Source organism: Burkholderia sp. WSM2230 (assembly GCF_000472445.1).
In the GTDB taxonomy this organism is placed as follows: domain Bacteria; phylum Pseudomonadota; class Gammaproteobacteria; order Burkholderiales; family Burkholderiaceae; genus Paraburkholderia.
This window is the reverse complement of sequence record NZ_AXAJ01000001.1, coordinates 322,640-344,954: the sequence shown is the minus strand read 5'-3', so window position 1 is coordinate 344,954 and position 22,315 is coordinate 322,640. Positions and strand designations below refer to the sequence as shown.

The 22,315-nt window shown below is 63.0% G+C and carries 17 protein-coding genes and 1 pseudogene; 6 read left to right on the top strand and 12 right to left on the bottom strand.

Going from position 1 to position 22,315, the window contains the following annotated elements; translation table 11 throughout:
* Positions 1 to 639 precede the first annotated feature (639 nt).
* Positions 640 to 1,986 (top strand): class I SAM-dependent methyltransferase, encoded by a 1,347-nt coding sequence (locus A3AC_RS0101550; RefSeq protein WP_025596711.1) that lies wholly within the window; start codon positions 640 to 642, stop codon positions 1,984 to 1,986.
* Between the two features lie 44 nt (positions 1,987 to 2,030).
* On the opposite strand, the gene A3AC_RS0101545 is transcribed toward A3AC_RS0101550, so the two are convergent.
* Positions 2,031 to 2,549 (bottom strand): universal stress protein, encoded by a 519-nt coding sequence (locus A3AC_RS0101545; RefSeq protein ID WP_025596710.1) that lies wholly within the window; start codon positions 2,547 to 2,549, stop codon positions 2,031 to 2,033.
* A gap of 136 nt (positions 2,550 to 2,685) precedes the next feature.
* Positions 2,686 to 2,994, bottom strand: a pseudogene (locus A3AC_RS0101540) (DUF1840 domain-containing protein); the annotation flags it as partial.
* 138 nt (positions 2,995 to 3,132) lie between these two features.
* Here A3AC_RS0101540 and A3AC_RS0101535 point away from each other — a divergent pair.
* The 3 genes from A3AC_RS0101535 (at position 3,133) to A3AC_RS0101525 (ending at position 6,648) form a co-directional block, all read left to right on the top strand.
* Positions 3,133 to 4,299 carry an HPP family protein gene (locus A3AC_RS0101535; RefSeq protein WP_025596708.1) on the top strand — a complete coding sequence of 389 codons (1,167 nt, stop codon included), beginning with the start codon at positions 3,133 to 3,135 and terminating at the stop codon, positions 4,297 to 4,299.
* Between the two features lie 130 nt (positions 4,300 to 4,429).
* Positions 4,430 to 4,846 carry a MarR family winged helix-turn-helix transcriptional regulator gene (locus A3AC_RS0101530; RefSeq protein ID WP_013590738.1) on the top strand — a complete coding sequence of 139 codons (417 nt, stop codon included), beginning with the start codon at positions 4,430 to 4,432 and terminating at the stop codon, positions 4,844 to 4,846.
* Positions 4,847 to 4,848: 2 nt separating this feature from the next.
* Positions 4,849 to 6,648: a chloride channel protein gene (locus tag A3AC_RS0101525; RefSeq protein ID WP_025596707.1), complete on the top strand. Its 1,800-nt coding sequence runs from the start codon at positions 4,849 to 4,851 to the stop codon at positions 6,646 to 6,648.
* Between the two features lie 21 nt (positions 6,649 to 6,669).
* Here the strand turns inward: A3AC_RS0101525 and A3AC_RS0101520 are convergent, their stop codons facing one another.
* The 9 genes from A3AC_RS0101520 to A3AC_RS0101480 form a co-directional block, all read right to left on the bottom strand.
* Positions 6,670 to 7,215, bottom strand: a complete 546-nt coding sequence (locus A3AC_RS0101520; RefSeq protein ID WP_025596706.1) for a DUF488 domain-containing protein — start codon at positions 7,213 to 7,215, stop codon at positions 6,670 to 6,672.
* Positions 7,216 to 7,358: 143 nt separating this feature from the next.
* Entirely contained in the window at positions 7,359 to 8,792 is a 1,434-nt protein-coding gene (locus A3AC_RS0101515; RefSeq protein ID WP_025596705.1) for an efflux transporter outer membrane subunit, read from the bottom strand.
* Between the two features lie 10 nt (positions 8,793 to 8,802).
* Positions 8,803 to 10,374 carry a DHA2 family efflux MFS transporter permease subunit gene (locus tag A3AC_RS0101510; RefSeq protein WP_025596704.1) on the bottom strand — a complete coding sequence of 524 codons (1,572 nt, stop codon included), beginning with the start codon at positions 10,372 to 10,374 and terminating at the stop codon, positions 8,803 to 8,805.
* A 6-nt stretch (positions 10,375 to 10,380) separates the two neighbouring features.
* Positions 10,381 to 11,481, bottom strand: a complete 1,101-nt coding sequence (locus A3AC_RS0101505; RefSeq protein ID WP_025596703.1) for an HlyD family secretion protein — start codon at positions 11,479 to 11,481, stop codon at positions 10,381 to 10,383.
* Positions 11,482 to 11,573: 92 nt separating this feature from the next.
* Complete coding sequence (locus A3AC_RS0101500) at positions 11,574 to 11,993, bottom strand: MarR family winged helix-turn-helix transcriptional regulator (protein WP_025596702.1); 420 nt, start codon at positions 11,991 to 11,993, stop codon at positions 11,574 to 11,576.
* An 87-nt stretch (positions 11,994 to 12,080) separates the two neighbouring features.
* Complete coding sequence (locus A3AC_RS0101495; protein WP_025596701.1) at positions 12,081 to 12,503, bottom strand: MarR family winged helix-turn-helix transcriptional regulator; 423 nt, start codon at positions 12,501 to 12,503, stop codon at positions 12,081 to 12,083.
* 73 nt (positions 12,504 to 12,576) lie between these two features.
* The gene (locus tag A3AC_RS0101490) at positions 12,577 to 13,467 is read right to left on the bottom strand and encodes a transglutaminase family protein (RefSeq protein WP_025596700.1); all 891 of its coding nucleotides are present in this window, start codon (positions 13,465 to 13,467) and stop codon (positions 12,577 to 12,579) included.
* Entirely contained in the window at positions 13,464 to 16,178 is a 2,715-nt protein-coding gene (locus A3AC_RS0101485; RefSeq protein WP_025596699.1) for a circularly permuted type 2 ATP-grasp protein, read from the bottom strand. Before A3AC_RS0101485 ends, A3AC_RS0101490 begins: the two co-directional genes overlap by 4 nt.
* A gap of 32 nt (positions 16,179 to 16,210) precedes the next feature.
* On the bottom strand, positions 16,211 to 19,693 hold the full coding sequence (locus A3AC_RS0101480) for a transglutaminase family protein (RefSeq protein WP_025596698.1): 3,483 nt from the start codon (positions 19,691 to 19,693) through the stop codon (positions 16,211 to 16,213).
* A 246-nt stretch (positions 19,694 to 19,939) separates the two neighbouring features.
* Here A3AC_RS0101480 and A3AC_RS0101470 point away from each other — a divergent pair, with 246 nt between their 5' ends.
* The gene (locus A3AC_RS0101470) at positions 19,940 to 21,046 is read left to right on the top strand and encodes a zinc-binding metallopeptidase family protein (protein ID WP_025596697.1); all 1,107 of its coding nucleotides are present in this window, start codon (positions 19,940 to 19,942) and stop codon (positions 21,044 to 21,046) included.
* Between the two features lie 3 nt (positions 21,047 to 21,049).
* Here the strand turns inward: A3AC_RS0101470 and A3AC_RS0101465 are convergent, their stop codons facing one another.
* Complete coding sequence (locus A3AC_RS0101465; RefSeq protein ID WP_232231877.1) at positions 21,050 to 22,090, bottom strand: DUF3443 domain-containing protein; 1,041 nt, start codon at positions 22,088 to 22,090, stop codon at positions 21,050 to 21,052.
* Between A3AC_RS0101465 and A3AC_RS30845 the strand changes: the two genes are divergently transcribed.
* Positions 22,071 to 22,313: a hypothetical protein gene (locus tag A3AC_RS30845; RefSeq protein ID WP_232231876.1), complete on the top strand. Its 243-nt coding sequence runs from the start codon at positions 22,071 to 22,073 to the stop codon at positions 22,311 to 22,313. The two genes, A3AC_RS0101465 and A3AC_RS30845, sit on opposite strands and share 20 nt — an antisense overlap.
* The last annotated feature ends 2 nt before the right edge of the window (positions 22,314 to 22,315 follow it).

The following is a 22,315-nucleotide window of genomic DNA, read 5'->3' as shown; positions in this document are numbered from 1 at the left end:
CCGCCCATCATAAAACGAAGGTCGAGGCGCAACAGTCAGGCAGCGCGGAGATTCCGCCAGGGGTATCCCGATTCAAGGGTAAGGAAATCCTGACCCCGGCGACCGCACTCGCATGCACGCTTCTCATTGCGATCTCAACCTGTCCGCTCTGACGACTCGGCGCCGCAACCGGCCACTGCATCCAGTACTCTTTCCGAATCTTTCGGTCCGCCGCGGACAGGTACCGGTTATCCACTTCGATCACTGTGCGCTCGCGCAACCTGGCTTGCATCAGCGCGTTCTGAATGTACGGATGTCCTGCGCTGCATGATGTATCGACGTCTGATGAAATGCGCCGGAACGTCCCCGTTGGCGCCCGGCATATGTAAGCATCGTGTCACTGCAATGAAAGCTTTGCAATTGGGGAAAAGGCAGGCTGAAAAGCATGTTCTGGCTGCATTGCAAGCTCGTCCATTGTTCACTCCAATGCCTGCCCGACGCCTCTGACGAGCGTCGGTAAAGATCCGGATAGCTAAATGTTGTTGCACCGCCTAACGATTGAACTACGCGGCCTGGTTGCCGTAGTCGTCGAACAATCGTTTGTTGCGGCATGAATGATGCTTAGCAGAAGCACCGACGTTTTTGCAAGGAATCGACGCCATGACGCTCTGGAGCCTTTTGCGTTCGCCCGCGGAACAGCAGATCGCCGGCATGCCGGTGCCGTGCTCCGTCGCCCTGCCCGACGGTCAGCGCATTGGCGCACGAGAGCCGCGCCTCTCGTTCGAGATCCGCGACATGCGGGCGCTGCTGCATCTGCGGCAGGGCGCTATCGGGCGGCTCGCGGAAGACTATGTGGAAGGCCGGCTGGAAATCGAAGGCAATCTGCACGATCTCATGGCGGCCGCACCCGCTTTGCTGCGCGGCGATCCTACTCACGAATCGCACGGCTGGCTGCTCGGCCGCGTAAGCCGCACGCGCCGCGCGATCTGGGAGCGCACGCATCATAGCCGCGCGAAAGACGCCGCGCAAATCCAGCATCATTACGATATCTCCGACGATTTCTACGCGCTGTGGCTCGACCCGTTGCGCGTGTACTCGTGCGCCTACTTCTCTTCGCCGGACATGTCGCTCGCCGAAGCCCAGCAGGCAAAGCTGGATCACATCTGCAAGAAGTTGATGCTGCGCTCCGGCGAGCGCTTTCTCGACGTCGGAGCAGGCTGGGGCGCGTTGTTGCTGTGGGCCGCCGAACACTACGGTGTGAGCGCGACCGGCATCACGTTGTCGAGGAACCAGCACGCGTACGTCAACCGGCTCATCGACGAAAAAGGACTGCAGGGACGCGTCAGAATGCTGCTCCAGGACTATCGCGACGTCGACGAATCCGCGCCTTTCGACAAGATCGCTTCGGTCGGCATGTGCGAGCATGTCGGCCGACCGAACCTGCCGGCTTACTTTGCGAAGATGCGGCGGCTGCTGAGACCCGGCGGTCTCATGATGAATCACAGCATTACGGCGGGCGGCGTGGAAAACGGGGAAGTGGGCGGCGGCATGGGCGAGTTCATCGACAGATACATTTTTCCAGGTGGTCAACTCGTGCACGTGAGCGTGATGATGGATGCCATGACACGCGGCAATCTCGAACCTGTGGACGCGGAATGCCTGCGCCCGCATTACGCGCGCACGCTATGGCATTGGGTCGATGCGCTGGAGGCGCGTCTGGACGAAGCTCGCCGCATTCTCGGCAATGACGCGGAAAAAGTCATTCGCGCGTACCGGCTATATCTTGCCGGGTCCGCAATGGGATTCGAGCACGGGTGGACCTCGCTGTTCCAGATTCTCGCTTCGCGCCCAGCAGAGTCGGTAACGACGGATGACGGTTCGACAGGCCGCACGCCATGGGCCCGGAGCGACTATCCGTACAATCGCGCCTACATGTACGCCCGCAATGCTGCGATCGATCAGGTCAACGACGTCGAACACGCGAACGGCGGACAGCACATCAGTTAAAACGGGTTCGCTTCTATCTTTTCGAGCACGCTGGCGTGCATGGGTCATGAATGCCCGGTTTGTGGTGCAGTTTTGCCGGGATCCGCGGCCCCGCTTGCGCCTATGCCCGATTCCGCTTGCGATTCGATTTCCGGCCCCATCGTGACGAGCACGCTGCAACTGACTCTGTCTAGCAACAGGCCATCGGTCCTGCCACCCCACCACCGCGCGAGCCTGCCTGCACGATGATGCCCCACCACGATCAGATCGACGTTGAGTTCCCTGGCGAAGTGCGGGATCTGATCCAGCGGATCGCCAATCGCAAAGTGTCCTGTCGCGTGAACGCCCTTAGCGGCAAGCTTTCTGAGCCCTTCGTCGAGCACGCTTTTGACCGAGTCGCTGATCATATCCACCGGTATTGCAGACGTGATATCCGCACCTTGCACCCACGCGGAATTGTTGACGACCGAAAGCACATGCACTTGCGCTGCCAGTTGCTGCGCGAGACGGGCACCGTCCGCAAGCGCGTGCTGTCCTTCGCGGGTCCCGTCATAACAGAGAAGAATGCGGTTGAAGGCCGACATGTCGCTCTCCCGATCTATTGCGCGGTCGTGCGCAAAGTGCAATGCAGACATGCAGGAAGATAAATCCGCTCCGCGCAATTCAGTATATGTCGCTTTGCGATAAGTGACGTACGCCGGTCGGCAACTGCTGCGCGGACTACAGTCCCCAAATGATGTCCGCGCCGCCCTTTCTTGCTTCGCGCAACATGTCCAGAAACGGCCAAGCGCGTTGCGAAAGGCCATTGCTCTGCTCGCGTCGATTACCCGGCGAACAATGCAAGGCTTCGAGCGCGAGTTCGGCGCTGGCGTCTTCCGTGATTGCCGATTCGAGGCGGTCGATTGCAGCGGGCAGTTCGTCGTGCATGATCACGCCGCGCTCGCCAAGACGCTTACCAATGAGGCCCAGAAGATATTGGGCGAGATCGCGAAGCATCACGACATCCGGTGATGCAGTGGATTGAAACGAACGGCCCCGCGCCGTCGGCGTGTCGGACTTTTATATCATATTGAAATATAATTATGACCAGACAGTATTCGCGTTCGCTCGAGTTCCCCGGTATCGTCGCAGTCCAGCACAATCCACTCGCTCCCTCTTTTTCAAACCTTGTCCCGCTCCCTTGTCCTGCGCTGGTTGTCCAGCTTTATTCCCGTACCAGTCACAGTGCAATGGCAGGAGCGCGCGCGTTCATGTCTCGGGGCGCTGCTCGGCATTGCCTTCACCGGCGGCTCGATGTATGTGCTGCTCGGGCCCGGCACGAGCATTCCTCTGCTGGTTGCACCCATGGGCGCATCTGCCGTGTTGCTGTTCGCAGTACCGGCAAGTCCGCTCGCGCAGCCCTGGTCGATCATCGGCGGGAATCTGGTCTCCGCGACCATCGGCGTGACCTGCGCCAATGTGATTGCCGATCCGACACTTGCGGCCGCCATGGCGGTTGCGCTCGCGATCTGCGGCATGTTCGCGCTTCGCTGTGTGCACCCGCCGTCGGGCGCGGTCGCGCTGACTGCCGTGTTAGGCGGCCCCGCGATTCATGCTCTCGGCTACCGCTTCGTGCTCGAGCCGATCGCGGTACAGTCCGCCGCGCTGCTTGCCGCCGCCATCGTCTATCACGCGGCGACCGGCCACCGCTATCCGCATTCGGCCCGCGCGGCGCGCGGCGCGGCGGGCAATGCGGCCGAAGCGGACTCGCGTGCCGGCTTCACACGCGCCGATCTGGAAGCGGTGCTCAAGCGCCGCAGCGAAATGCTCGACATCGATCCGGACGACCTCGAATCCCTGCTGCGCGAAACGCAGCTACAGGCGTTCTCGCGCAGCTTCAACGAGCTGACCTGCGAGAACATCATGTCGCGGCATGTCGTGTCGGTATCGGCCACTACGCGTGCAGTCGCGGCGTGGGCGCTTCTCAAGCGCAACAAGGTCAAGGCGCTGCCCGTCATCGACGCGAACCGCACTTTGGTCGGCATCGTGACGCGTGCCGACCTGGTCGATAAAAGAATCTTTGGCCAGTTCGCACCGTTCATGACTTATTTCGACGGCTGGCTGCGCGGCGACGCATCGCGCGCGCCCACCGTCAGCAACGTGATGACCACCGACGTGTGCACCGTCAAGGCGAACGCGCCGATCACCGACCTCGTGCCGATGTTCGCGAACTACGGCCACCACCATATTCCCGTACTGGACACAACCGGGCATGTAGTCGGCATGATTACGCAGGTCGATCTGATTTCCGGGCTCTATCGGCAGACTGTGGCGAAGGCGCAGCAGGCCGCGTGAGCGCCGCTGTGCCTCGCGCGTGAGCGCTGAAGAATCAGACAGCAGCGGTCGACACCGCATTTGAATGCGCACCGGCCAAATTACATCATTTTGTGATACAATTTTCGTTTATCACGTTGGCTGACGAACAATGAAAGAACGGGCTCGCGGGCTGCGCAAAGCCGATTTTGAGCAACTTTCGGAGTTCCGCTATCAGATGCGGCGCTTCGAACGGTTCTCTGAACAGGCCGCACAGAGCGAAGGCATCACGCCGCTGCAATATCTGCTGCTGCTGCATATCAAGGGATATCCAGAGCGCGACTGGGCCACGGTGGGCGAGCTGGCGGAGCGGCTCCAGGCTCAGCATCATGGCGTGGTCGCCCTCGTATCGCGCTGCGAGGCGCTCAATCTCGTACGCCGCCAGACCAGCGAAACGGACCGCCGCCAGGTTGAAGTACACATTGAAAAAGCCGGCGAACGGGTGCTCGCAAGACTCGCGGAGCTGCATCGCGCCGAGCTCAAATCGCTGAAAGGCGCATTCCAGGTTCCTCAGATCGATCTCGACTAACTATGACCATGGACTCCCACAAGCGGGACTTTTCCGCGAATGCACGGTTGCCGGGCATTTTCGCGCTGGCTGCATGCATCGGCGCGGTCAGTACGCTCGCAGCGTTCGTGCTGCTGAACCTGATTCATCTGTTCACGAACCTGTTCTTCTTCGGCTCGCTGTCGTTCGCGGAACGTTCGCCCGCGCATAACAACCTGGGCGTGTGGATAATCGGTGTGCCGATAGTCGGCGGGTTGATCGTCGGATTGATGGCGCGCTTCGGCTCGGAAAAGATTCGCGGCCACGGCATTCCCGAGGCCATCGAGGCGATTCTTTTCGGCAAGAGCAAGATGTCGCCGAAAGTGGCGGTGCTCAAGCCGCTGTCGTCGGGCATCGTGATCGGCAGTGGCGGCCCGTTCGGCGCAGAGGGGCCAATCATCATGACAGGCGGCGCGCTCGGGTCCCTGATCGCGCAGTGCTTCAAGGTCACGTCGGCGGAACGCAAGACGCTGCTCGTGGCCGGTGCCGCCGCGGGCATGACGGCCGTGTTCGGCACGCCTCTTGCGGCCGTGCTGCTGGCGGTCGAATTGTTGCTGTTCGAATGGCGGCCCCGCAGTTTCCTGCCTGTAGCGGTGGCGTGCGCGGTAGCCGGCTTTGCTCGCGCGGCGTTCTTCGGCACTGGTCCGCTGTTTCCGCTCCAAACAGCCGCGCCCGATGTCTGGTCGCTATTTTCCTGCCTGATTGCAGGGCTTTTGTCCGGCGTGCTTGCGTCGGGACTGTCCGCTTCGCTCTACAAGACTGAAGATCTGTTCGGCAAGCTGCCGGTTCACTGGATGTGGTGGCCCGCTCTCGGTGGCGTCGTAGTTGGAATCGGCGGATGGCTCGAACCGCGCGCGCTCGGCGTGGGCTATGACGTGATCGGCGATCTGCTGCATCAGCATATTGCATTGCAGATTGCGATCGTGCTGCTCGCGGTGAAAGCCGTGATGTGGGTCGTGGCACTCGGGTCCGGCACTTCCGGAGGCGTGCTCGCCCCGTTGCTCATGCTCGGCGCGGGACTCGGCACGGTGCTGTCGCACTGGCTGCCCGGCAATGAGCCCGCATTATGGCCGCTCGTGTGCATGGCCGCCACGCTCGGAGCCACGCTTGGCGCGCCGTTGACCGCAATCGTGTTCGCATTCGGCCTCACGCATGACAGCAACGCGCTGTTGCCGCTGCTCACCGCCACGCTGGTCGCTCACGGCTTTGCTACGGTGACCATGCGCCGCTCGATCATGACAGAAAAGATCGCCCGGCGCGGCTATCACATCTACCGCGAATATGGTGTGGATCCGCTGGAGCGTCATCACGTGGATGAAGTGATGACCGCCTCGGTCGACTCGATAGAGGCCGACATGACAGTCGGCGCGGCGCTCGACCAATTCTTCGGCGCAAAGCAGACGCGGCGCGCGTACCCTGTCGTGCGCGAAGGCGTGGTGATTGGCGTGGCGGATCGCACATTGCTCGAACAGTTCCGCGACGAGAACCCCGAATCGCAGCCTGCCATGAGCGTGGCGAAGGTCTTCGAGCAGCGCTCACTGGCATTTGCTTTGCCATCCGAAACATGTCGCCTTGTCGCAACGAGACTTGCGGTGCACGGTCTCGAGCGCCTGCCCGTTGTCGCCGATACCAGATCGATGCGTCTTATCGGCATTGTCTCGCGCAGCGATCTCGTCAAGCCGTCGCTCAGCTACTTCGAAGAAGAACACAAGAAAGAGCGGTTCCGTCGTCTGACGCCGGCGCGCAGCAGGCGCCGGTTCGCTCCCGTCGGAAAAGCGGGCTAGTCATACTGAACCGGATCCGCCTCAGGGCGAAGCGGATTCGGCGGGATAGACCACCACGCCATCCGGCTGCGCCTTGGCAGCCGGCGTGACGGTAGCCATAGTGACGTGATGGGCGTCCATGATGTGACACACCGTTTCCCCGCGCGTTAGCAGGTAATCGGTAATGATGCGCCGGTGACAACGCCACCACACGGCTTCCGAGCACATGATCGCGCAACGGCGGCGATGGCCCAGTTCGCGCAGCTCCGCAAGCCCCTTCTGAAAATCCTCTGTCATTGCGTAATCGGCGTAGTTGCGGAACGCGGGATGCGTCCAGTATCCGTTCACCGATGACCCCTCGTCTTTGCGGCGGCTGCGCCGCCCACCGAGTTCCGCCAGATGGATATAGTCGATATGTGCCGGCGCGAGCGAGTCCGGCAGCGTATCGCGGTTGAACTGAGGGTTGGTTCGCGAACGCGGAATGCTGCGTACGTCCGCTAATAATTCGACATCCGAATTTTTTAGCAGATCGATGAATTCAGAAAGCGTGCGTGTGGAATGCCCGATCGTGAAAAATGGCCGCGCCATGGTGACCTCGTCGACTCCGGGGTATGCAGCGGATTCTATCGCCAGCAAGGGGTGACTGAGCGCCTCGCTCGCTGTACTCTCCACACGCATTTCGCGTACCCGCACAGAGTCCCGCGCGCGGCTCCATTGCATCGCGCGGAGCCTCAGTTGCTGGCGGAGACCGCCGTCACGCCTTCGGGCACGTCCCAGCCGCCGCCGAGCGCGCGATACAACGCCACGGCGGCCAGCGCATGCTGGCGCTTTGCCTGATTCAACGATTCCGCGTCGCGCAAGTAGGCCTCCTGCGCGGCCAGCACGTCGAGAAAACTCGATGCGCCGCCTTTGTACAGTTCGCTCGACAGGCGCAGAGCATGGTCCGATGCATCCAGCGACCCGCCAAGCCGCTGCACTTGCGTCGCGCCGTTCACGAGTTCGCTGCGACTGTCTTCAATCTCCTTTAACGCCTGCAACATCGTCTGCCGCAGGCCCAGTTGCGATTCGCGCATGCGGCTCTCGCTTGCATCGACATTTGCACTGATGCGGCCTGCGTTGAAGATCGGACTCGTCGCGCTCAATGCGGCGCTGAACAGATTGTCAGTCAGCGTGGGCAAGCCAAGGTACGACGACGCCAGAATGCCATCGGCAAGATTGAGCCTGAACTTTGGATAGCGCTCAGCCTTTGAGACTCCCACTTCCGCCGCGCGCTGCTCGACCGCCGCATAGGCTGTGCGCACATCGGGACGCCGCAACAGCGCTTCAGAGGGCAGCGTTTGCGGCACGCGCTGGGCGGGCACCGGCACGTCGCTTGCATCCGCTAGCAGCAGAGTGTCCACACTTTCCGGCGTGCGTCCCGAGTACACCGCGATCAAACTGAGTTCGTGCTGAACGAGGGTCTGCACGCGTGGAATCTGCGCCCGCAAGTCCTGCAACTGGTTCTGCGCGCGCGCCACGTCGAGTTGCGACGAGAGGCCGTAATGCAGACGCTGTTGCGTGAGCTTCAGCGCGCGGGCGCGAATCTGCTCGTTGTCGTGAAGAATCTGCAATTGCGCCTGTGCCCAGCGTAGATCGATATAGGCGGCCGCTGCATTGGTGGCAAGCGCGAGGCGCACTTCGTTCAACGCGGACTGCCTGCCCGACAGTTGCGCCTGCGCAGCCAGAACGGCCAGACGTTCGCCACCGAATACATCCGGCGCCCAGCTTGCTGTCAGTCCAGCACCGGCCTGACGCACATAGCCTAGCGGCGGCGGCGTGTTCTGGCGGGAATACGATGCGTTGGCGCCGGCATTCAGTTCCGGCAGCAATGCTGCGCGATTCTGGGTGACGAGATCTTGCGCCTGCTTGACGCGCTCCACAGCGGCCTGCACGTCCAGATTGCCGGTCAACACCGACTCGACCAGGCGATGCATCACAGGATCGCCGAATTGATCCCACCATGCGTTCGCGTTCACGCTGTCTTGCGGCGCATCCACGCTCCATGCATCAGGCGCAAGCGCGCCGACCGTTTGCGGTAAATCCGCATGCGTAGCGGGCTGCACCGCGCATGCGGCCAGCGTCAACCATGCAGCGCTTGCGAGCAACCTGATAGCGATCGTTTTCATCTTGAAGTCCTCAATGGGCGTCGGGCGGCGGCGCGCTATTGCCGAACGGGCGTGAGAAGAGCACGCTCAACAAGCCGACGACAAAGCACAACGACACGGCGAGCAAGGTGTCGGAGAAAGTCAGCACAAGCGCCTCGCGCATCAATACGCCATGCAATGCGGCGAGTCCCGCATTCGCAGCATCCAGCGCATTTCCCCCGACCGCCGCGAAGTGCGCGGCCTGCTGTTGCAAAAGCGCTTCGACTGCGGGGCGGCCCGCGGTCAAATGTTCGTCGAGACGCTCGTAATGCAGATTGAGCCGGTCGTTGAGCATCGTGCTGCTCACTGCAATGCCAATCGCACCGCCCAGATTGCGCATCAGGTTAAAAAGGCCGCTTGCCGAGCGAAGCCGCGACGGCGGCAACGAACCGAGCGCCATGGTGACGATAGGGGGAATGCAGAACTGCTGGCCGATGCCGCGCAGCGCCTGTGGAATCAGCAGTTCCTGCCAGCCCCATTCGTGAGTGAGCGGCACGTACAGATAACAACCCACGCCGAACAGCACGAGTCCGAAAACCATCAGCAGGCGCATATCGATAAAGCGCGCAAGCGTCGAATACGCAACAAGCGCGAGCAACTGGAAACAGCCCACCGACAACAACGCGAGGCCAATTTGCAACGAGTCGAAGCCCCGTACGCGCGACAGAAAGAGCGGCGTGAGGAACACCGTGCAGAAAATTCCGATACCGGTGATAAACGAAAGCAGACTGCCAATGCCGAAGTTGCGAATGGCGAGCGCGCGCAAATCGACAATCGGCTCCTTCGCCGTGAACGCATGCACGATGAAAAGAAAGCCGCAGATCGCCGAGATCCAGGTGCACAGAATGATGACGTCGTCGCCGAACCAGTTCTTGCGCGGGCCTTCTTCCAGTACGTATTCGAGGCAGCCGAGAAAGCCTGACATCAAGAGGATACCTATGTAATCGCCTTTCTTAAGCAGCGAGAGATCGACCTTATCGATGTGCACGTACTTCGGCACCATCAGTGCGACGGCAAGCCCTGGTGCGAGGTTCAGATAGAACAGCCAGTGCCACGACCATTGCGATGTGATCCAGCCGCCGATTACCGGCCCTACCGTCGGCGCGAGCGACGCCAGCGCGCCGATGGTGGTTGACGCAATCAGGCGCTGCTTGCCCGGAAATAGCACGAATGCGGTGGTAAAGACCGTCGGAATCATCGCGGCGCCAAGCGCGCCTTGGAGGCCGCGAAACAGGATCATCGAATTGATGTCCCATGCGAGGCCGCACAACATGCTGGTCACAGTGAAGCCGAGCGCCGAGAACGCGAACAGCCAGCGCGTGGAGAACACGCGCGTGAGCCAGCCCGACATTGGAATCACGAGGATTTCGGCGATCAGATACGAGGTTTGCACCCACGAGAGCTCGTCCTGACTCGCGGACAAACCACCGCCGATGTCCTTCAGCGACGACGCGACGATCTGGATATCGAGCGTGGCCATGAAAAAGCCGACGCACATCAGCGTAAATGCGAAGACTTTGGTGCGCGTCGGCTGATCGGCGGGATTGGCGTGAACGTCAGTCATGATGGTTTATCCGCGAGCCGGTGTACCGGACGCATCGACGTGCACTTTCACCGTCGCGGAGAGGCCCGGGCGCAGCACGCGTTGCATGTCCTTCGGCACATTCAGCCGTACGCGCACGGGCACACGCTGCACGATCTTCGTGAAGTTGCCGGTCGCGTTCTCGGCAGGCAGCACGCTGAACGTCGCGCCGGTTGCGGGCGCAAGGCTCTCCACCACGCCGTGCAGGTGCTGAGTGGATGCATCGAGGTCTATGTCCACTGTGTCGCCCACGCGCATCTTCTTCAACTGGTCTTCCTTGAAGTTGGCGTCGATCCACAAGCCGCTCGCCGGTATCACCGTCAGCAGCGAGACGCCGGTATTCGCGAGCAATCCGACTCGGGCGGTGCGGTTGCCGACATAGCCGTCAATCGGAGAGCGAATCGTGGCGTACTCAACGTTGAGTGCCGCGACGCGCTGCGCCGCCTGTGCGGTAGCGACGCGCGCCTGCGCGTCGCCGGTCTGCGCATCCAGCACGGCAAGCTGACGCTGCGCGGCGACCAACGCGGCGCTGCTGTGATCCACGGCGGCGTGCGCCTTGGTCAGATCTGCGTTGGCGCGCTCCACAACCTGATTGGACACCGCGTCGTCCTTCACGAGTTCGCGATAGCGCGCCTGATCCGCTGCGCTGCGCGTGAGTTCCGCACCGGACGCGCGGACTTCCGCGGCCTGTTCGTTGATCGTGGCAAGCTGCAGGGATTTCTTCGCCTCCAGCTCGGTCACGGCGGCCTGCGCGCTGCGTACTTCGGCACTGGCCTGCGCGAGCCGCGCCTCGTAGTCGCGTGCATCGAGCCTGACCAGTACCTGGCCCGCGTGCACGAACTGGTTGTCCTGCACTAGCACGTCGGCTACAAAGCCATTCACTTTCGGAGCCATGACGGTGACGTCGCCACCCACGTACGCATCGTCCGTCGATTCGACGAAGCGGCCCACGAAAAACCAGTACGAGGCGGCGAGCGCGAGTACGGCAAGCACCGTGATGATCGCGAGCAGCATCCACGGAATGCGCGTGGCCGGCTTGCCGGCCTGCGCGGCGCCTGCCGGCGCGACAGTCGAAGGTGTAGTGGACATGGTGACTATGTGTGCTTATGCACTGATTGAGTTAAAAAAAATAGCGCCTGCTGATGCGCCTGTTAGTTCGGTTTTTCTGCTGTCCGCCCGCGTTAGATGTGGCTCGTCATCGCAAAGAGTTCACCGCGCAGCGCTCGCGCGCGTTGCGCGCCGAAGCTGTGCTCGACCTCCGCTTGCGCGGCGCGCCAATGCTTCCACCCTGCTTCGAGACGAGCCGCGCCTTCGGTTGTGAGGCTGATGGACAGCGCGCGCGCGTCCGCGCGATGCGCCTCGCTTAACACCAGACCATTGCGGCGCAGCGGCTGGATCATGCGGACCAGCGTGGTGCGCTGCATGTGCATGAGCTCAGCCAATTGCTTCATGGTCATCGGGCCCATGCGCTGGAGCCGGCCCAGCAAGGAGAACTGCGTGATCGTCAAACCCACGTTTGCCAGATGGCGGTCGTAGATCTGCGAAACGTAGCGCGCGGCCTGGCGGATTGCAAAGCAGTCGTCGTCGAACGAATCTTCCATGGTCAGGTCTTCTCATTCAGTGTATATACACATATGTCGCGCAAAAAAACTCGCAGGGACGAATGCACCCAGCGAACTTTTTGTGCGCTAACCAGTAATGCTGAACAGCTCGGCGCGCAGCGCCTTGGCGCGCCCATGACCGAACTTCTTTTCGAACTCTTCTTGCGCCGCGCGCCACGCAATTGCCGCCTTGTCGACGGTTTTTTCGCCCTTCTTCGTCAGGCTGAACAGATACGTCCGGCTGTCATGCTCCGCCGATTCGGCGACCACCAGGCCGTCGCGCTGCAATGGCTTCATTGCACGCACAAGCGTAGTGCGCTCCATCACCATGGACTCTGCAAGGTCCAGGATCGGTAGATGAGGCGTGCGAGCGAGCTTGGCGAGAATCGTAAACTGCGCCGCTGTCAGCCCGACCGCGCCAAGATGGCGCTCGTACAGCTGCGTGATGTGCCGCGCCGCCTGGCGCAGCGCAAAGCAATTGCATTCGTCGTAGGAGAGTGGGCGGTTCATGCTACGCAGTCTATATGTGCATACGCACAGAGTCAAGGACTTTGTGCTTCGAAAAATCCTGACACGCGCCGCGCTACAGCGCCAGCACTGTCACGCCGACTTCCACGCGATGCGCGCCGCCGCCCAGAATCATTCCCCGCAACAGCGACACGTCGCTGTAATCGCGCCCGATTGCAAGCGTGACGTGGTCCGTGTCGGCGAGTACGTCGTTGGTCGGATCGAGGTCGATCCAGCCGCTGCCCGGGCAATGCACGGACACCCACGCATGCGAAGCATCCGCGCCGATCAGCCGCGGCTGTCCCGGCGGCGGATCGTTACGGAGATAGCCGCTCACATAGCGCGCCGGCAAACCCAGCGAGCGCAAGCAGCCGATCATCACCTGCGCGAAGTCCTGGCACACGCCGCTCTTCAGTTCGAACGCGCGCTCCGCCGGTGTATCGAACATCGTCGCGGACGGCTTGTACGCAAAGTCCGCGTGAATCCGGTGCATCAGGTCGATCGCGCCCGCGGCTACGGGCTTGCCCGGAGGAAAGCTCGGCAACGCATAGGCGCGCAGCGACGGCCCCGGCGCGATATTCGGCGATGCAAAGCAGAACTCCGCCTCGGCGCGGAACTGCCCGCCCACGCGGAATTCGAGCGCGTAGGCCACTTCTTCCCAGGCGGGCGTTGTCTGCGGATCGAGGTCGGTCCAACGCGGCGTCAGCGCCACTGTCGTTTCGCTGACCAGTTGCAGACGCTCGTGCGGCGCGTCGAGCGCGAAATAGAGGACGTCGTTGCCGAATGCGTCGATGCGGCTATTGAGATACGAGGGCTGCGGCTCGATGCGTTCGTCGTGCGAGACAACCCGCTGCCAGGCGCAGACGATAGGCCGGATAGTGGCGAGGTGCTGCGCGGTCTCCACATACGTCGAGTAATGATACGTAGTGCGATGCGAAACGGACAGCACGGTGCTTGCATTTTTCATGACCACACCTGCGATGCAACCGTGCTTGCGTGACTGAAATAGCGCGCGCTGATCTCATGCGCGGCGGCGCCGGCAAAACCGCCAACCTGATCGCAAACAGCAATCAGAGCGGCGTAGACGCGATTCGAATCGACCTCGCATAGCGACGCGAGCGCGGGCAGCGAAGCAGCCGGCGGCATCAATTCCGCAAATGGCCGGTGCCGCGTGCTGCCCGCAGCCGTCGCGATCTCGTCGAGCTTCTTGCGCAAACGCTCATAGACGCCGTAGATGCCGCGCGGGTTGGTCGGCTCGATCACGAGCAGGTCGAGCAGAGCCGGCACTTCAAAACGCCCCGGATAAAGCGCGCGATACGTGAGCGTACTGTCGAACAATTGCAGCAGCAGATCGAAACCGGCGGGCGTCGCGAGCTGGCCTTTGTCGGCGACGATGCGCAAAAACGCGCACATGGCGGACACGCGTTCGATATGCCGCCCCGCGAAAAGCAGCCGCCATGCTTCGTCGCGAGTCATGCGGTCGCCTTGCGCGCCGCTGATCGCCGACAACTGCACCGACAACCGTTCGAGCGCGTTCATCAGCGTGACACGGTCGTAACGGCCTGCGCCGGAGCTGGTGCCGTTGGTTTGTGCCTGCATCTGCATCTGCGCCTGGCCCTGGCCCTGGCCCTCGCCCTGGCCCTGCGTCTGCGCTTGCGCCTGCTGCGCCGCGCCGCCTGAACCGCTATAAGCGTTCGGACCCATAACCGGCATCAACGTCTGCAGTGCATCGCGGAAGTCATTGCGCGCGGCGAGAATGGTGCGCCAATGATCGTTCGACAACCGCCCGCGCACCTCACCGTTCGAACGCGCCTGGCAACTCAGGTTCTGCCCGATGCTCGCCGCGCCCGTGCTTTCGCTGAGATTCGCGACGAGCGCGCGCTCGAATGCTTGCGGCGTATGCGGCGCGAACATGTCGCCGGGCTGCACTAGCCCGCAATGCAACGCAAGTTCGACGAGCGTCGGGAACATGGCTTCCGCATCGTTGCCTTCAAGCGATCCAAGTATGAAGCGCAACAGCCGCACATTGTTTTCCGCGCGTTCGCCATAACGTCCGGCCCAGAAAAGATTTTCCGCAGCGCGGCTCGACACCGTGCGATGCTTGCGCGCGAGGTCCGCGGGCTGCATCGGCGATGGCAGCAGCGTGAAGGTCGAAGTCGGCTGACTCGACAGCACCCACGTATCCACACTGCTACCACCGTATTGCATGGAGACCGTCGCCTTCCGTTCGGCCGCCATTCGCGTGAAGCCGCCGGGCATGACATGCCAGCCGCCGTTGACATCCGCGATTGCATACGCGCGCAGGACCGACGGACGCGTGCCGATGGTGCCCTCCTCGTAACGCGGCGTGCACGAGAAACGCTGCGCCTGCTGGATCGTGTACGTGCCGGGCGCAGCCTCGATCCGCTCGCGCCACACGTCGAGCCGCTGCCTGCCCTGCTCGATGCCGATTGCCGCGTCGCGCGCGGCGAGCGGCCACGTCGGCACGATAAAGGCTTCGTCGAGATGCGCGAAAGCGTGCTCGCGCGCGGCCCGTTCGCCGCACCACCAGGTCGCGACGCTCGGCAGAACGAGGTCTTCGTCGAACAGCATTTCGGCAATGCCCGGCAGGAAACCGTGCAACGCCGGCGATTCCACGAAACCGGCCCCCGGCACATTCGACACGATCACGTTGCCCGCGCGCATCACCTGCAACAGGCCGGGTACGCCGATGGTCGAATCGGCTCGCAACTCGACGGGATCGCAGAACGCGTCGTCCAGGCGGCGCAGCACGACGTGCACGCGCTCCAGACCGGCGAGCGTCTTCAGATAAAGCATGTCGCCGCGCACCGTGAGGTCTTTGCCCTCGACCAGCGTCACGCCCAGGTAACGCGCGAGAAACACGTGCTCGAAATAGGTCTCGCTGAAGGGCCCAGGTGTGAGCAACGCGATGTGCGGCGAAGCGTCGGTGCGCGGCGAGACATCGCGCATGGTCGCGCGCGCCGCCTGCACGAGCGTGGAGATAAGTTGCGAATAGCTGGGCGCGAGACGGCTCACATGCATCGAGCGGAACGGATCGGCAAACAGCGACGACACGATCAGCCGGTTTTCAAGCGCATAGCCCAAGCCCGAGGGCGCTTCCGTGCGATGCGCCATCACCGTCCATTCGCCGTTGGGCGCGCGCGAGAGATCGACCGCGACCACCTGCAGGAACTGGCCGCCAGGCGCCGCGTAGCCCGTCACGGACCGCAGATACCCGGGGTGGCCGAACACCAGCGCGGGAGGCAACTGTCCGCGCTGCAGCAGCGTCTGCGGCCCATAGATGTCCGCGACGATCGCATTAAGCAGATGCGCGCGCTGCGTGACGCCGCGCTCGATGTGCGCCCACTCCGCCTCGCTGATCAGGAACGGCAGCAGATCGAGCGCCCACGCGCGCGGCTCGCCGTTGTCCGCGTAGACGTTGTAGCTGATGTCGTTGTCGCGGATCTGCTGCGCAACCGAAGCACGATGACCTTCGAGCCGCGCGATGCCGTCTTCGCCTAGCCGCTCGAAAAACTGCCGCCACGGCTCGCGCAACGCGCCGGACGCGTCGCGCAACTCGTCCCAGTGTCCCTCGTGTGCGGGCACGAGCCGCAACAGGGACGAAGCGTCCGCATGGGCCGCGGACGTTTCGAAGGGAAAAGTCGATTGAAAAGCCAAGGTCGTATCGTTGTCAGGAAAGATGGGCGGCGTTACCAGTAGCGCAGGTCGAGTGTGAACGGAAATTCGAGGCTGCGCTGCGGCGTTTGCACCGCAAGTGGCCCGGGCGTATGGCCCGACGCAAGGAAGCGCGCGCGCCGCCGGCTTTCCGCCTCGTAAGCGTTCACCGGGAACGTTTGATAGTTGCGCCCGCCTGGATGTGCGACATGATACTGGCATCCGCCGATGGAGCGGCCGTTCCATGTATCGATCAGATCGAAAGTCAGAGGCGCATCCACGCCGATCGTCGGATGCAGCGCCGACGGCTGCGACCACGCGCGAAAGCGCACGCCCGCGACATATTCGCTGACGCGGCCGGTCGGCTGCAACGGCACAGGCACGCCGTTGACCGTCAGCAGATGACGGTTTTCGTTCAGGCCGAGCGCGCGCACTTCGAGCCGCTCGACCGACGAATCCACATAACGCACAGTGCCGCCCGCCGCGCCCTCCTCGCCCATTACGTGCCACGGTTCCAGCGCATTGCGGATGCTCAGCGACACGCCGCTCACCGTCGTCTCGCCAACCAGCGGGAAGCGGAATTCGAAGTGCGGCGCAAACCACGCACTGTCGAACGCAAAGCCTTCGCGGTTCAGTTCGCCGAGCACGTCGTCGAAATCCATCTTGACGAAGGTGCTGAGCAGGAAGCGGTCGTGCAGTTCCGTGCCCCAGCGCGTGAGCCGCTGTGTGTACGGCGTGCGCCAAAAACGCGCAACCAGCGCTCGCAGCAGCAACTGCTGCACGAGGCTCATGCGCGCATGCGGCGGCATTTCGAAACCGCGCAGTTCGAGCAGGCCGAGTCGCCCGGTCGGGCCGTCGGGCGAATACAGCTTGTCGATGCAAAACTCGGCGCGGTGCGTATTGCCGGTTACGTCGATCAGAATGTTGCGCAGCGAGCGGTCGATCATCCACGCGGGCAGGTTCGCGCTGTCGCGGCCGCCGAGCAGATCGATCTGCCGCTGCAGTTCACGAAACGCTACTTCCAGTTCGTAGACCTGATCGTTGCGGGCTTCGTCGACGCGCGGCGCCTGGCTCGTCGGTCCAATAAAGAGCCCGGAAAACAGATACGACAGCGACGGATGGTTATGCCAGTACGCGATCAGGCTCGCGAGCAGATCGGGCCGACGCAGGAACGGACTGTCGGCGGGCGTCGCGCCGCCAAGCACGAGGTGATTTCCGCCGCCGGTGCCGGTATGGCGACCGTCGGTCATGAACTTTTCGCTGCTCAGATAGCTCTGCGCCGCCGACTCGTACAGATACCCGGTGTGATCGACCAGTTCATCCCAGCTCGCCGCCGGATGAATGTTCACCTCGATCACGCCGGGGTCGGGTGTGACCTGCAGCATCTTCAGGCGCGCATCGCGCGGCGGCGGATAGCCTTCCAGCACGACCTGCATGCGCAGTTCGGCGGCTGTCGCTTCGACGGCTGCAAGCAGGTCGAGGTAGTCGTCGAGCTCCGTGAGCGGCGGCATGAACACGTGCAGCAGCGCACGTCCGCTGCCCAATGCATCGGCTTCCGCTTTCGGACCGGCCGCGCGTTTCGGATCGCGCGCCTCGACGCAGATGGCGGTGCGCAAGGTTTCCTTCGCGGACTTGCCGCGTGCCGGGGCCGCATCGGCCTGTGCTTCACCGCGCTGCGGCGCGTACGCGAGCACCGCGCTGCCCGGCATGCCGCTCAACAAATCCCCCGCCGACGACGACAGCGCCGCCGCCCGCCGCGCATCGGCGTCTGTCATGTCGCGCCGCTCGCCGTCGTACTGCATGCGCAGCTGCGCGGCCGGGCGCAAAGGCACCGGCGGCGCAAACGGATCGTGCGCGTGCTGATACGGATAGTCTGTCTTCGACACCCATGGCAGGGAGTCGAGCGGCAGCCGGTAACCCATCGGCGAATCGCCGGGAATCAGGTACATGCGTTCGTCGCGGAAGAACCAGCGGCCCGTCACCCATTGCGGCGACTCATGCGGCACGTCGCGCTCGCGCGCGAGCGGCAGCACATAGCCGGTCACGCCGCCAAGGCCTGCATCGAACACCCGGCGCAAACGCACGCGCTCGAGTTCGTCGTCCAGACGCGCGTCGAACGGATCGACGTTGACCGGCAGACGGCGCTCGCGCCACAGGTAGTACCACACGTCTTCGAAACCGGGTTGGATGCAGTCTTCGTCGAGCGCGAGCTTCGCGGCCAGATGTTGGAGGAAGCGTTGGGCGTCGGCGGCCGTGTAAGTGCCGGGTTCGCGCTCGTCGGCGAAAAGCGCGGGGTTCTGCCAGCACGGCTCGCCGTCGGCGCGCCAGTACAGCGACATCGCCCAGCGCGGCAACTGCTCGCCCGGATACCACTTGCCTTGACCGATATGCAGGAAGCCATTCGCGCCGTAGCGCGAACGCAGCTTGTCCATCAGCGCGACGGCATAGCCGCGTTTGGTCGGGCCGAGCGCGTCGGTGTTCCATTCGGCGGCGTCGCGGTCGCGCACGGACACGAAGGTCGGCTCGCCGCCCATCGTCAGGCGCACGTCCATCTCCGCGAGTTGCCGGTCGACCTCTGCGCCCATCGCGAGCACATCGCTCCATACCTTTTCACTGTATGGCTTCGTGACGCGCGGCGTTTCCAGCACGCGCGTGATCGACATGGTGTGGCTGAACTCCACTTCGGACTCGTCCACGGCGCCTGAGATCGGCGCGGCGCTGCCTGGTTCGGGCGTGCAGGCAACGGGAATGTGGCCCTCGCCGGCAAGCAGGCCGGAGGTCGGGTCTAGACCGATCCAGCCCGCGCCCGGCAGATAGACTTCGCACCACGCGTGCAGGTCGGTGAAGTCGACCTCGGTGCCGCTCGGGCCGTCGATCGCTTTGATGTCGGGTGCGAGCTGCAGCAGATAACCCGACACGAAGCGCGCCGCGAGGCCAAGCTGGCGCAACGTCTCGACCAGCAGCCAGCCCGAATCGCGACACGACCCGGCGCCGCTCGCGAGCGTTTGTTCGGGCGTCTGCACGCCGGGCTCCATCCGGATCAGATAACGGATCTCGCGTTGCAACCGCTGATTCAACGCGACGAGAAAGTCCGCGGTGCCCGTGGGCGTGCGGTCAATGCTGTTGACGAACTCCGCGAAGCGCGGCGCCATGGCACGCTTCACGCGATAAGGCGCGAGCTCGAGCGCCAGGTCCGGCGCATAGTCGAACGGAAACTGTTCGGCGGACGGCTCGAGAAAGAAGTCGAACGGGTTGTAGACCGCCATCTCGGCGACCAGATCGACGGTCACCTTGAACTCACGCGTCTTCTCAGGAAACACGAGGCGCGCCTGATAGTTGGCGAACGCATCCTGCTGCCAGTTGATGAAGTGTTGAGCCGGTTCCACCCGCATCGAATATGAAACAATCGGAGTCCGGCAATGCGGCGCGGGCTTGAGCCGCACCACCTGGGGCGACAGCGCGACCAGCCTGTCATAACGGTAATGTGTGACGTGGTTCAACGCGACGCGGATGGACACACCGGACTCCTGGTCTAAGTTGGCAGCCCGCGAAAAAGCAAGGTTTATGCCGTTGATCTGAGCCCCGCATGCCGCCACGGTCCTGCAAGCGTGTGCCATCAGCGCAGGCGATGCACCAAAGCGAGGCAACCCCGATGCACGATCATGCCCATACTGTGCGTTAAACCGGTGACGTCTGGCAATTGCGGCATAAACATTGCGCAGGTCCAGGCTTCCTTCTGCCACTCGCCGCCTCGGGCCCTGTCCATGAAAACGTTCCACTGCAACCGCTGCTCGCAACTCGTGTTCTTCGAAAACGTTCGCTGCGAACGCTGTGAGGCATTGCTCGGCTACTTGCCGGAACTGCGTGAAATCAGCGCTTTTGAAGACGCGGGCGAAGGGCGCTGGCGCAGCCTGCATCCACAAGCCGACGGCGCGCTCTACAAGCAATGCCACAACTACGCAGTCGAAAACGTCTGCAACTGGATGATTTCCGCCGATTCGCCGGATACGTTGTGCCGCGCCTGCCAGCTGACTCACACCATTCCGAATCTCAGCGCGCCGGATAACCGGCTGTACTGGTATCGCCTCGAAGTGGCCAAGCGGCGCCTGCTTTATACGCTGGGCGAGTTGGGGCTCCAAGTCAAATCGCGCATCGAAGACCCTGAACACGGTCTCGCATTCGAGTTTCTCGAGGACGGCGGCGACGGTTCGCGTGTGATGACAGGTCACGACAACGGGCTCATCACGCTCAACATCGCGGAGGCCGACGACGCGCATCGCGAGAAAGTCCGCACTGCGATGGGCGAACCGTACCGCACGTTGCTTGGCCACTTCCGCCACGAAACCGGCCACTACTACTTCAGCCGACTGGTGGAAAAGAACCCGCGCTGGCTCGAGCCATTCCGCAAGCTGTTCGGCGACGAGCGCGCCGACTACGGCGAAGCGCTCGAGGCCTACTACCGCGACGGCGCGCCCGCCGACTGGCAGGCGTCCTGCATCAGCGCATATGCAACCATGCACCCTTGGGAAGATTGGGCGGAGACGTGGGCGCACTACATGCTGATCGTCGACGTGCTCGATACGTCGACCTCGTACGGGGTCGCCCTGCTGCCGGATGATCCGGACGCACCTACGCTGACCGACCGCACGCCCGTCGAGGACGCGAGCTTCGATAATCTGATGAAGCGCTGGTTTCCGCTCACGTATGCATTGAACAGCCTCAATCGCAGCCTCGGCATGCCGGACGGCTATCCGTTCACATTGGCCGCGCCCGTGGTGGACAAGCTGCGCTTCGTGCATCGCGTGATTGCGGAGGCAGGAAATAAAGCGCCGGTATCGCAAGACGCGAAGCGCGCTGCGAAGCCGGCCTGAGCTTCAATACGCGACGTATGGGCCGGCGCCGCTCGGCGTCGGCTGCTGCTCGATGGCGGCGTACACGGTGCGCCCGTAGAAGAACGGCAAGCCCCAATCGAAAATCGACGAAGTGACGAAAGCGGGCCCAGCCAGTAAAGGCAATGCGGAGTCGTTTGCATAGGTCTGCGCGACGACATTCGCATTGGCCACGCTGAATGTCACGGCGCTCGTCGCGCCGTTCACGCCCTCTATCATCGCGCTCAACTGTGCGGTCGAAGCCGGGCAGTAGTATGCATTGTTGGGACTCGCGCAAACCGGCAGCGCACTGCTCGGGAAGAAGAGACCCGTCGAGCCACTGTCCAGAATGCTGCGCGAATACGTGGTGCCGTCATGCACGGTCGTGAAGGTTCCGTTCGACGGACTCACGCCTATCACCTGCGCGCTGCCGAGCGTGTTGTTGCTCTGCGTGCCGATGCCGAACACCAGCTGCCCGCTCACCGACTGCGCGCCGCCCGCCACCGCGGGCAGGCTCAGCAGCGAGCCGTTGTTGTCGGTCGCGAAGTAGGGAATCGGATTGGCCACCTGAAGCGCTTCGGCCAAAGCGATTGACGTGCAGGCGGTGCCGCTGCAACCGTAGTAAGTGCCGGGCAATGCCTGCGCCACACAGTTCGCGCCACAGTCATGCTTGAACACGCCGATGCCGAGAATGCCGTTGGCCTGAAGCATGGCCGGCGTATTGCGTGCAACGCCGACGCTCGCGCAATCGGAGGGCACCGAAGCGTAGTTCGGATCGATCACCTGGATCGGCAACGAGGCGGCCTTTTCGCCGGCAATCTGCAGATCGGCGAGCTTCACTGCGCCCCATGTGAAGCCGTTGAAAAACTGCATGCATTCGGCGACGAGATTGCCCGACGCGTCCTTCTGCTGGGGAAGCGTCATGGACGCGGGCAATTGCGACGCGAACACGCGCACGCCCCATGAGCCGGTGTCGACGAGCACGTGGTCGATGGTCTGGCATTGCGCAGTACCCGGCGCGCAGATCGTGAGACTGACGAACGGCATGTTCGGCACGTTGCTCACGCCCGAGTCGACGCTCACGCGCACTGCATTGGCGGCGAGCGCTTGCGGTGTGGGCGTCGTATTCGTCACGCTCGGACCGGCGGATGAACTGGTCGACGCATTCGAGGCCGTGGTGCCACCGGAGCCGCCGCCTCCGCCGCCGCAGGCGCTCACGAGCAACGCGAAGAGCAAGGCGCACGACATCGAAACAAGCATGGAGGTATGACG

Bases quoted from the DNA above. Each gene is read 5' to 3' on its own strand.
- A3AC_RS0101550 (WP_025596711.1), top strand. From the start codon at position 640: ATGACGCTCTGGAGCCTTTTGCGTTCGCCCGCGGAACAGCAGATCGCC.
- A3AC_RS0101545 (WP_025596710.1), bottom strand. From the start codon at position 2,549: ATGTCGGCCTTCAACCGCATTCTTCTCTGTTATGACGGGACCCGCGAA.
- A3AC_RS0101530 (WP_013590738.1), top strand. From the start codon at position 4,430: ATGAAAGAACGGGCTCGCGGGCTGCGCAAAGCCGATTTTGAGCAACTT.
- A3AC_RS0101525 (WP_025596707.1), top strand. From the start codon at position 4,849: ATGACCATGGACTCCCACAAGCGGGACTTTTCCGCGAATGCACGGTTG.
- A3AC_RS0101520 (WP_025596706.1), bottom strand. From the start codon at position 7,215: ATGGCGCGGCCATTTTTCACGATCGGGCATTCCACACGCACGCTTTCT.
- A3AC_RS0101515 (WP_025596705.1), bottom strand. From the start codon at position 8,792: ATGAAAACGATCGCTATCAGGTTGCTCGCAAGCGCTGCATGGTTGACG.
- A3AC_RS0101510 (WP_025596704.1), bottom strand. From the start codon at position 10,374: ATGACTGACGTTCACGCCAATCCCGCCGATCAGCCGACGCGCACCAAA.
- A3AC_RS0101505 (WP_025596703.1), bottom strand. From the start codon at position 11,481: ATGTCCACTACACCTTCGACTGTCGCGCCGGCAGGCGCCGCGCAGGCC.
- A3AC_RS0101500 (WP_025596702.1), bottom strand. From the start codon at position 11,993: ATGGAAGATTCGTTCGACGACGACTGCTTTGCAATCCGCCAGGCCGCG.
- A3AC_RS0101495 (WP_025596701.1), bottom strand. From the start codon at position 12,503: ATGAACCGCCCACTCTCCTACGACGAATGCAATTGCTTTGCGCTGCGC.
- A3AC_RS0101490 (WP_025596700.1), bottom strand. From the start codon at position 13,467: ATGAAAAATGCAAGCACCGTGCTGTCCGTTTCGCATCGCACTACGTAT.
- A3AC_RS0101470 (WP_025596697.1), top strand. From the start codon at position 19,940: ATGAAAACGTTCCACTGCAACCGCTGCTCGCAACTCGTGTTCTTCGAA.
- A3AC_RS0101465 (WP_232231877.1), bottom strand. From the start codon at position 22,090: ATGCCGTTCGTCAGTCTCACGATCTGCGCGCCGGGTACTGCGCAATGC.